This is a genomic window from Bradyrhizobium sp. (genome assembly GCF_019242285.1).
Classification (GTDB): Bacteria; Pseudomonadota; Alphaproteobacteria; order Rhizobiales; family Xanthobacteraceae; genus Bradyrhizobium.
In genome coordinates, this window is the sequence record NZ_JAFAVV010000827.1 from 1 (window position 1) to 7,624 (window position 7,624).

The window sequence follows — 7,624 nt, forward strand, 5'->3', positions numbered from 1 at the left end:
GCTCTATGTCTGCTCCAACGACATCAGCGGGTTCGGCGTGCCCGGACCGAGCGACGTCAAGGGGGCGTGGCTGAAGACCTTCGACCTCAAGACCGGTGCGCCGAAGGGCAGTTTTGCCCTCGCCGATCCGAAGTCGCTCTGCAACGACATCGCCGTCGGCAGCGACGGCACGGCCTATGTCTCGGACTCCTTTGCGCCCAACGTCTATAGCCTGAAGCCGGGCGGCACGGCACTCGAGATCTTCGCGACCGACCCGCTCCTGGCGCCGGCAAAGGATGGCGTGGGCTTGGACGGCATTGCCGTCGGCGCGGACGGCAATCTCTACGTCACGACCTTCATCCCGGCAAAGCTGTTCAAGATCGCCGTGAAGGACGGCAAGGCCGGTGCCGTGTCTGAGCTGAAACCCTCGCGCGCGATCGATCATGCGGATGCGATGCGGGCCTTCGGCGACGGCTTCCTTCTGATCGAGGGCGCCGGGCGCCTCGACAAGGTCACGGTCAAGGGCGACGAGGCCCAGGTCGAGACGATCCAGGATGGTCTCGCCGAGCCCGTCTCGGTGACGCAGGTCGGCGACATCGGCTGGGTCGCGGAGGGCAAGCTGTCCTACATCATCGGCGACAACAAGGGCAAGGATCCCGGCCCCTTCGCGCTCAAGCCGGTGGCGCTGCCGAAATAGCGTCAGGCCAAGGAACGGCCGCGCCGGTGGACGGATGAAGCGTCCGCCCGCCGGTTGCCAGTTTCAGCATGATTTCGGCTCCGAGGCTGGACGAGGCATGCGATCTATCGCTATATTCATATTAATATAACGATAGAGCCACTCTCGATGGACATCGAACCTCAATCGCTCACGACATGCGAGGTCGCGCCGGACGGCAGCGCGGTCGTCCTCGGCTTCACCGATGCGCATGGGGCGCCGGCCAGGGTCCGGGTGCCGCTGGAGCAGGCCGGCGCGCTGGCCATGACCTTGCCCGACCTGATCACCCAGGCGCTGCGTTGTCGCTATCAGGACCATACGCTGCGCTACGCCTATCCGCTGGCGTCCTGGGCGGTCGAGCAATCATCCGAGGCCGGCGGCCGCATGGTCACGCTGCGGACCACGGACGGCTTCAGCGTCTGCTTCGCCATGCAACCGAAGATGCAGCATGAGCTGGGCGAGGCCCTCACGGCCAGCTATCATCCCGGCCGCATCGCCCCCAACTGAGCCGCCAGCGGCTCGCTCCACCAACAGGCTTTTCCGGTGATCCGAACCCGACGACCCGCCGTCGCCCTGCGCCACGTGGCTTTCGAGGATCTGGGCCTGCTGGCCCCGGTCATGGAACGCGAAGGCTGGGACGTCTCGTTCTGCGAAGCCGCCGTCGACGATCTCACGCATCGATCGATCCGGCACGCCGGCCTCGTCGTCGTCCTCGGCGGCCCGATCGGGGTCTACGAGACCGATGACTATCCCTTCCTGACATCCGAGATCGCGCTGATCGAATACAGATTATCCCGGAACCTGCCGACGCTCGGGATTTGCCTCGGCAGCCAGCTCATGGCGAAGGCGCTCGGAAGCCGCGTGTTCAAGGGACCGGTGAAGGAGATAGGCTGGGGGACGGTCGACCTGACCGATGCGGGCAGGTCATCCTGCATCAGTGCCCTGCAGGACCGCGACGCCGTCGTCCTGCACTGGCACGGCGACAGCTTTGAGCTCCCATCGGGTGCCACGCGGCTGGCCTCGAACGACAATTACGAGAACCAGGCCTTCGCCTTCGGGCGCAATGCGCTGGCGCTCCAGTTCCACCTGGAGGCCGATCCGCGTCAACTCGAGGAATGGTATGTCGGCCACACCGTCGAGCTGGCGGCGTCCGGGATTTCGGTGGCGGAATTGAGAACGGCCACACGGCGGCACGCGAACGGTCTCTCGGCCCGCGCCGATCAGGTGTTCGGCCACTGGCTCCGGCAGGTCAGCGCGCCGGATTTCGGCGCTCAGCCGAACGCGAAGGCGTAAGTACGGCCGTTATTTGACGCGCTCGAAAGTGTCGATATTGGTCGAAACGGGCCGCCACCAATTCGTCGGTTTCAACGTTGCGGGCTCGCCTTCCTTGCCCGCCGAGAGCGTCTTGTCCGCGACCACAAACCACGTGGTCTCCATTTTGCCGTCGCGCAGCAGGCCCGTGTAGGACACCACGCGGTCGCCGGTCGGCGAGCACCCGACCGACGAAAACCCGATGCAGTTTCCCTGGTGCACGCAACGATCGAAACGGTCTGGCCGTAAAACCCGCTGTCCTTGAGCGCCGTTTCGAAGGTGCCCTCAATGCGGCCACCGCTATCGCTCGTAATGTCGACGATCGAGCCGAATTGGTTGCGCCATTTGCCTAGCCAGGACATCCCGCTCTCCGTGCGATGGTTCTTGCCCAACGAGCACGGCTCGGAGGATGTTCCATGGCTCAGCCGGTCGCAATTCCCAGCAGCAGCGGTGTTGCGATTCGTTTCCCTTGATGTGCCGGTTCCGTCAGCTCCGCCAGCCGTGCCGTGGCGAGTAGCCGAGCATCCGGCGCGCCTTCTCGATCGACAGCAGCGTCTCGAAGTCCCCCAGCCTGTCGGCAATCTCGGCATTCGGGAAATGCGCCGCCATCAGGTCGCGGCTCGGCGTCTTCATCAAAGAGTCGGCGGCCGCGATGGTGAACACTTCCGCTCCCGACAGATCGGCCTCGATCGCGAGCCGGCAGGCCTGCGCGACGTCGCGCGCGTCGACCCAGCTCCAGAGATTCCAGCGCCGCGTCGCCGGATCATTCCAGAACGTGGGAATCGCCGCGTAGTCCTTCTCCTCGAAGATGTTGGAGATGCGCAGGCCCACGAAGACCGTGCCGGGATTCCAGCGGTTCATCTCGAATGCCGCGCGCTCGCACAGCACCTTGGCCAGCGCATAACCTGATTCCGGCGCGAGCGGATGTTCTTCCGTGATCGGCGCGAACAGCGGCGGGCTGCGCGTGAAGGGGATACCATAAGCCGTCTCGCTCGATGCCCACACCACGCGCTTCAGCCCGGCGCGGACCGCGGCGCTGAACACATTGTAGGTCGTCATCATGTTGTTCTGGAAGACGGTCGCATCCGGCGCGAGACCCGGCGCCGGAATGCCGGCGAGATGGATCACGGCCGGCGGCTCGCCGATCGCCATGCGGCGGCGGTCGATGGTGCCCGCCATCAGCCGCAGCGCATCGACCGTCTGACCGAGATCGTTGAGATCGGTCTTCATGAAATGGCAGAGCGGCTCGGCCGGCGCCGCGGTGTCGACGTTCATCACCTGATAGCCATGGTCCAGCAATTCACGAATGGTCGCCCTGCCCGCCTTGCCGCTGCCGCCCGTGACGATGACGCTTTTCATGATCGCACTCCACCGCGAATGAACTCTTGGAACACTTTGAAGCCGCGCGGATTGCACGTCAGAATCGCTTCTCGGTCAAACCCTATCGACCAGGCGCGCCTTGCGCGAAGCCGATGCCTGCCTTTCCGGGGCTGGAATTGACTCACCTGTCCGGTCCGCGCTTTATATCTGATGGAATATAACGCTGCCAAAGGAAACGTCATGACCGGCTACCCCTCTATCGAGCTCTATATCGACGGCCGCTGGAAGCGGGCCGATGGCCAGCCCGTGCTCAATCCCGCGGACGAGACGGTGCTCGGCACGGTGCCGACGGCGACGATCGCCGATCTCGATGACGCGATCGCCGCGGCCGAGCGCGGCTTCGCGGTCTGGCGCAAGACCTCGCCCGCCAAGCGCACCCAGATCATCCTCAAGGCCGCGAGCCTGATCCGCGCGCGCGCCGACGAGATGGCGGTGGCGATGACGCTTGAGCAGGGCAAGCCGCTCGACCAGGCCCGGCTCGAGATCCTGCGCGGTTGCGACATCATCGAATGGGACGCGACCGAGGGCTTGCGAATGTACGGCCGCGTGATCCCGAGCGAGGACGGCATGCGCCACACCGTGCTGCGCCAGCCGATCGGCCCGGTCGCGGCGTTCTCGCCGTGGAATTTCCCGATGAGCTCGCCGGCGCGCAAGGTCGCGGGCGCCCTGTCGTCGGGCTGCTCCATCATCCTGAAGGCATCGGAGGAGACACCGGCCGGCGCGGTGCAGCTCGTTCGCGCGTTTCACGACGCCGGCCTGCCACCCGGAGTCTTAAACCTCGTGTTCGGCAACCCGGCCGAGATTTCGAGCCACCTGATCCCGCAGGCCTCGATCCGGCTGATCACCTTCACCGGCTCGATCCCGGTCGGCAAATCGCTCGCCGAGATGGCCGGCCGCCATATGAAGCCCGCGATCATGGAGCTCGGCGGCCACGCCCCCGTCATCGTCTGCGACGACGTCGATCCGGCCACGACCGCCGCGACGTCGGTTGCGGGAAAATCGCGCAACGCGGGGCAGGTCTGCGTCGCGCCGACGCGCTTCTTCGTGCAGGAGGAGGTCTATCGGCAATTTGCCGACTCCTTTGCCGAGAAGGCCGCGCAGTTGAAGGTCGGCAACGGCCTCGATCCGTCGACCCAGCTCGGGCCGCTGGCGAACGGGCGCCGCATCGAGGCGATGGAAGCTCTCGTCGCCGACGCCAAGGCCAAGGGCGCGAAAGTGCTGGCGGGCGGCCAGCGCATCGGCAATCGCGGCTATTTCTTCCCGCTGACCGTGCTCGCTGAGCTTCCGGACGACGCCCGCGCCATGCGCGACGAGCCGTTCGGCCCGCTGGCGCTGGTCAATCCCGTGCGCAGCCTGGACGAGGCGATCGAGAAGGCCAACTCCCTTCCATACGGCCTTGCCGCCTACGCCTTCACGCGATCGTCACACAATGCCGACCGGCTCGCCAACGAGGTCGAAGTCGGCAATCTCTCGATCAACCACTTCGTCGCCTCGGTCGCCGAGACGCCGTTCGGCGGCGTCAAGGACAGCGGTTATGGCCGTGAAGGCGGCACCGAAGGGCTGCAATGCTACACGGTGGCCAAGAACGTCTCGCACAAGATGATCTGACACCAACGGGATGATATTGAGGTGACCGGCCTCCGGCCCACGCGGTCGGGGGCCGGCTCGTTTCATCGTCACGTCAGTCAGAGGCCCCATCCATGCAACCGCAATCGCCCCGGCACCAGGACGGCAGCGCCGGCGACGCCAATTACGGCACCATCGGCAACCGCTATGCAGAGTTTCGCCAGCCTGACCCGAGGATCGCCGCGCTGATCGAGAATGCGCTCGGGCAGGCGCGAACGGTTCTCAACGTCGGTGCCGGCGCCGGGTCGTATGAACCTCGCGAACGCGTCGTGACCGCGGTCGAGCCGTCGCGCTCGATGCGTGACCAGCGTCCGGCCTGGCTTCCCCGCGCGATCGATGCCGTCGCGGAACGGCTGCCGTTCGGTGACGCGGCCTTCGACGCCGGCATGTCGACCTTCTCGGTGCACCAATGGCGCGAGCTCGACGCCGGTCTTGCGGAAATGCGACGCGTAACGAAAGGTCCGGTCGTCATCATGACCTGCGAGCCGACCGAGCTCGACCGCTTCTGGCTTCACGCCTATTGCCCCGAGGTCATCGACGTCGAAGCCGGCAGGTATCCGTCAACCCAGAGGATCGCCCGGGCTCTCGGCGCGCGGTCGGAAATCCTCCCGGTCACGATCCCGCTCGATTGCACCGACGGCTTCAACGAAGCCTATTACGGCCGGCCCGAGATGCTGCTCGATCCAGAGGCGCGGCTGGCCTGCTCGGCGTGGAGCTTTGTCGAGCGCGACGTGGTGCGGCGGTTCGAAGCCGAGCTGAGCGCTGACCTCGCGTCCGGCCGCTGGGACGCACGGCATGGCCATTTGCGTGAACAACAGGCCTTCGAGGGCTCGCTCAAATTGATCGTCGGCCGGCTATGACACCGCCTCGGCCGCGACGACGGGAATGCCGAGCGCCGCGAGGCTTTCGCGCGTGGCGGCGACCGAGCCGCCAAGGTCGATGCCGCGGCAGGCATCCTCGATGACGACGGCTTCGAAGCCGGCGCGGCGGGCATCTTCCGCCGAATAGCGGACGCAGAAGTCGAACGCGAGGCCGACGAAATAGGGGATTTTCAGTCCGCGCTCGCGCAGGTAGCCGGCAAGCCCGGTCGGGGTGGTGTGGTCGTTCTCATAGAACGCCGAATAGGAATCGATGCCGCGGCGGAATCCCTTGCGGATCACGAGATTGACGCGGCTGATCTCCAGCGCTTCGTGAAAGGCGGCGCCCGCGCTTGCCTGAATGCAATGGTCCGGCCAGAGCACCTGCGTGCCGTAGCTCACCTCGATCGTCTCGAACGGATGCTTCCCGGGATGGTTCGACGCGAAGGAGATATGATCCGCCGGATGCCAGTCCTGGGTCAGCACCACGTTCTCGAATTTGTCCGCAAGGCGGTTGATGGCGGGAACGACCTCCTCGCCGCCGGGAACGGCGAGCCTGCCGGCAGTGCAGAAATCGTTCTGCACGTCCACGATGACCAGCACATCGCGGCTCGAAATCTTCATGACGACAACTCCGACGGTCATCCCGCCCCGCTCGCCGGGACCTTGGTTCCAGCCTAGCCGGATGCGGCGGGGAAGCAACCGCAGACGGGCGAAAACGCCGGCCTTCCCCGCAAGATTCGGGTGTCGATTTTTGCCGCGGTCACGGCATAATCCGCTCAGAACAAACAAGACAAAGACGAAGCAATGAACGAGGAAAACGCTGATCAGGGGGCGCGCGCTCCCGAAACTGGAAAGACCTTCGACGCCGTCGTGGTCGGCGCCGGCTTTGCCGGCATGTACATGCTGCACCGCCTGCGCGGGCTTGGCCTCTCGGCAAGGGTCTTCGAGGCCGGCGGCGGGGTTGGCGGCACCTGGTACTGGAACCGCTACCCCGGCGCGCGCTGCGACGTCGAGAGCATGCAGTATTCCTTCTCGTTCTCGGAAGAATTGGACCAGGAATGGAGCTGGTCGGAGAAATACGCGCCACAGCCGGAAATCCTCAACTATGCCAACCACATTGCCGACCGGTTCGACTTGCGCCGCGACATCGTGTTCGACACGAGGGTGACCGCGGCGACGTTCGATGAGAGAGCAGAACTCTGGCGCATCGAGACCGACCGCGGCGACGAGGTCAGCGCCCAATTCTGCATCATGGCGGTCGGCTGCCTGTCGGCGCCAAACCACCCGAGATTCGAAGGCGCGGCGGACTTTCGCGGGCCGATCTACCATACCGGCGAATGGCCGCATGAAGGCGTCGACTTCACCGGCCTTCGGGTCGGCGTGATCGGCACCGGCTCGTCCGCCATCCAGTCGATTCCGATCATCGCGCAGCAGGCCGCTGAACTCACTGTGTTCCAGCGCACCGCGACCTGGTCGGTGCCGGCCTGGAACCAGACGCTGACGCCGGAACATCTGCGCGCCGTCAAGGCCGACTATCCCGCCTTGCGCGCCAAGGCGCGCGCCCGTCCGACCGGCTTCTATTTTCTGTTCAACGCCAAGCCCGCGCTCGAGTCGAACCCGGAAGAGCGCGACCGGCTTTATGAGGAAGCGTGGCAACGCGGCGGCCTGCCCTTCCTCGGCGCTTTCGGCGACCTCTTGTTCGAGAAGGACGCCAACGACACCGTCGCGGAATTTGCCCGCAAGAAGATCCGCG

The 7,624-nt window shown here is 65.5% G+C and carries 9 protein-coding genes; 6 read left to right on the plus strand and 3 right to left on the minus strand.

Going from position 1 to position 7,624, the window contains the following annotated elements:
* The 3 genes from JOY90_RS34030 to JOY90_RS34040 all read left to right on the plus strand — a co-directional run.
* A partial coding sequence (locus JOY90_RS34030; protein ID WP_291695472.1) for a hypothetical protein occupies window positions 1–676 on the plus strand: 676 nt, incomplete at its 5' end.
* Between the two features lie 147 nt (window positions 677–823).
* Window positions 824–1,201 carry a hypothetical protein gene (locus JOY90_RS34035; RefSeq protein ID WP_291695473.1) on the plus strand — a complete coding sequence of 126 codons (378 nt, stop codon included), beginning with the start codon at window positions 824–826 and terminating at the stop codon, window positions 1,199–1,201.
* Window positions 1,202–1,237: 36 nt separating this feature from the next.
* Window positions 1,238–1,987 (plus strand): glutamine amidotransferase, encoded by a 750-nt coding sequence (locus tag JOY90_RS34040; protein ID WP_291695474.1) that lies wholly within the window; start codon window positions 1,238–1,240, stop codon window positions 1,985–1,987.
* Window positions 1,988–1,996: 9 nt separating this feature from the next.
* Here JOY90_RS34040 and JOY90_RS34045 read toward each other — a convergent pair whose 3' ends face one another.
* On the minus strand, window positions 1,997–2,164 hold the full coding sequence (locus JOY90_RS34045) for a hypothetical protein (protein WP_291695480.1): 168 nt from the start codon (window positions 2,162–2,164) through the stop codon (window positions 1,997–1,999).
* A gap of 327 nt (window positions 2,165–2,491) precedes the next feature.
* Window positions 2,492–3,364, minus strand: a complete 873-nt coding sequence (locus JOY90_RS34055) for an NAD(P)-dependent oxidoreductase (RefSeq protein ID WP_291695475.1) — start codon at window positions 3,362–3,364, stop codon at window positions 2,492–2,494.
* A 201-nt stretch (window positions 3,365–3,565) separates the two neighbouring features.
* Between JOY90_RS34055 and JOY90_RS34060 the strand changes: the two genes are divergently transcribed.
* Together JOY90_RS34060 and JOY90_RS34065 are read left to right on the plus strand one after the other, a co-directional pair.
* Window positions 3,566–4,993, plus strand: coding sequence for an NAD-dependent succinate-semialdehyde dehydrogenase (locus JOY90_RS34060; RefSeq protein ID WP_291695476.1), 1,428 nt, complete (start codon window positions 3,566–3,568; stop codon window positions 4,991–4,993).
* Window positions 4,994–5,085: 92 nt separating this feature from the next.
* Window positions 5,086–5,871: a class I SAM-dependent methyltransferase gene (locus JOY90_RS34065; protein WP_291695477.1), complete on the plus strand. Its 786-nt coding sequence runs from the start codon at window positions 5,086–5,088 to the stop codon at window positions 5,869–5,871.
* On the opposite strand, the gene pncA is transcribed toward JOY90_RS34065, so the two are convergent.
* A complete protein-coding gene (pncA, locus tag JOY90_RS34070) occupies window positions 5,866–6,492 on the minus strand; it encodes a bifunctional nicotinamidase/pyrazinamidase (RefSeq protein ID WP_291695478.1) in 627 nt (208 codons plus the stop codon). The genes JOY90_RS34065 and pncA overlap by 6 nt on opposite strands.
* Before the next feature lie 183 nt (window positions 6,493–6,675).
* Here pncA and JOY90_RS34075 point away from each other — a divergent pair.
* A partial coding sequence (locus tag JOY90_RS34075) for an NAD(P)/FAD-dependent oxidoreductase (protein WP_291695479.1) occupies window positions 6,676–7,624 on the plus strand: 949 nt, incomplete at its 3' end.

Bases quoted from the DNA above. Each gene is read 5' to 3' on its own strand.
- JOY90_RS34035 (WP_291695473.1), top strand. From the start codon at position 824: ATGGACATCGAACCTCAATCGCTCACGACATGCGAGGTCGCGCCGGAC.
- JOY90_RS34055 (WP_291695475.1), bottom strand. From the start codon at position 3,364: ATGAAAAGCGTCATCGTCACGGGCGGCAGCGGCAAGGCGGGCAGGGCG.
- JOY90_RS34060 (WP_291695476.1), top strand. From the start codon at position 3,566: ATGACCGGCTACCCCTCTATCGAGCTCTATATCGACGGCCGCTGGAAG.
- JOY90_RS34065 (WP_291695477.1), top strand. From the start codon at position 5,086: ATGCAACCGCAATCGCCCCGGCACCAGGACGGCAGCGCCGGCGACGCC.
- pncA (WP_291695478.1), bottom strand. From the start codon at position 6,492: ATGAAGATTTCGAGCCGCGATGTGCTGGTCATCGTGGACGTGCAGAAC.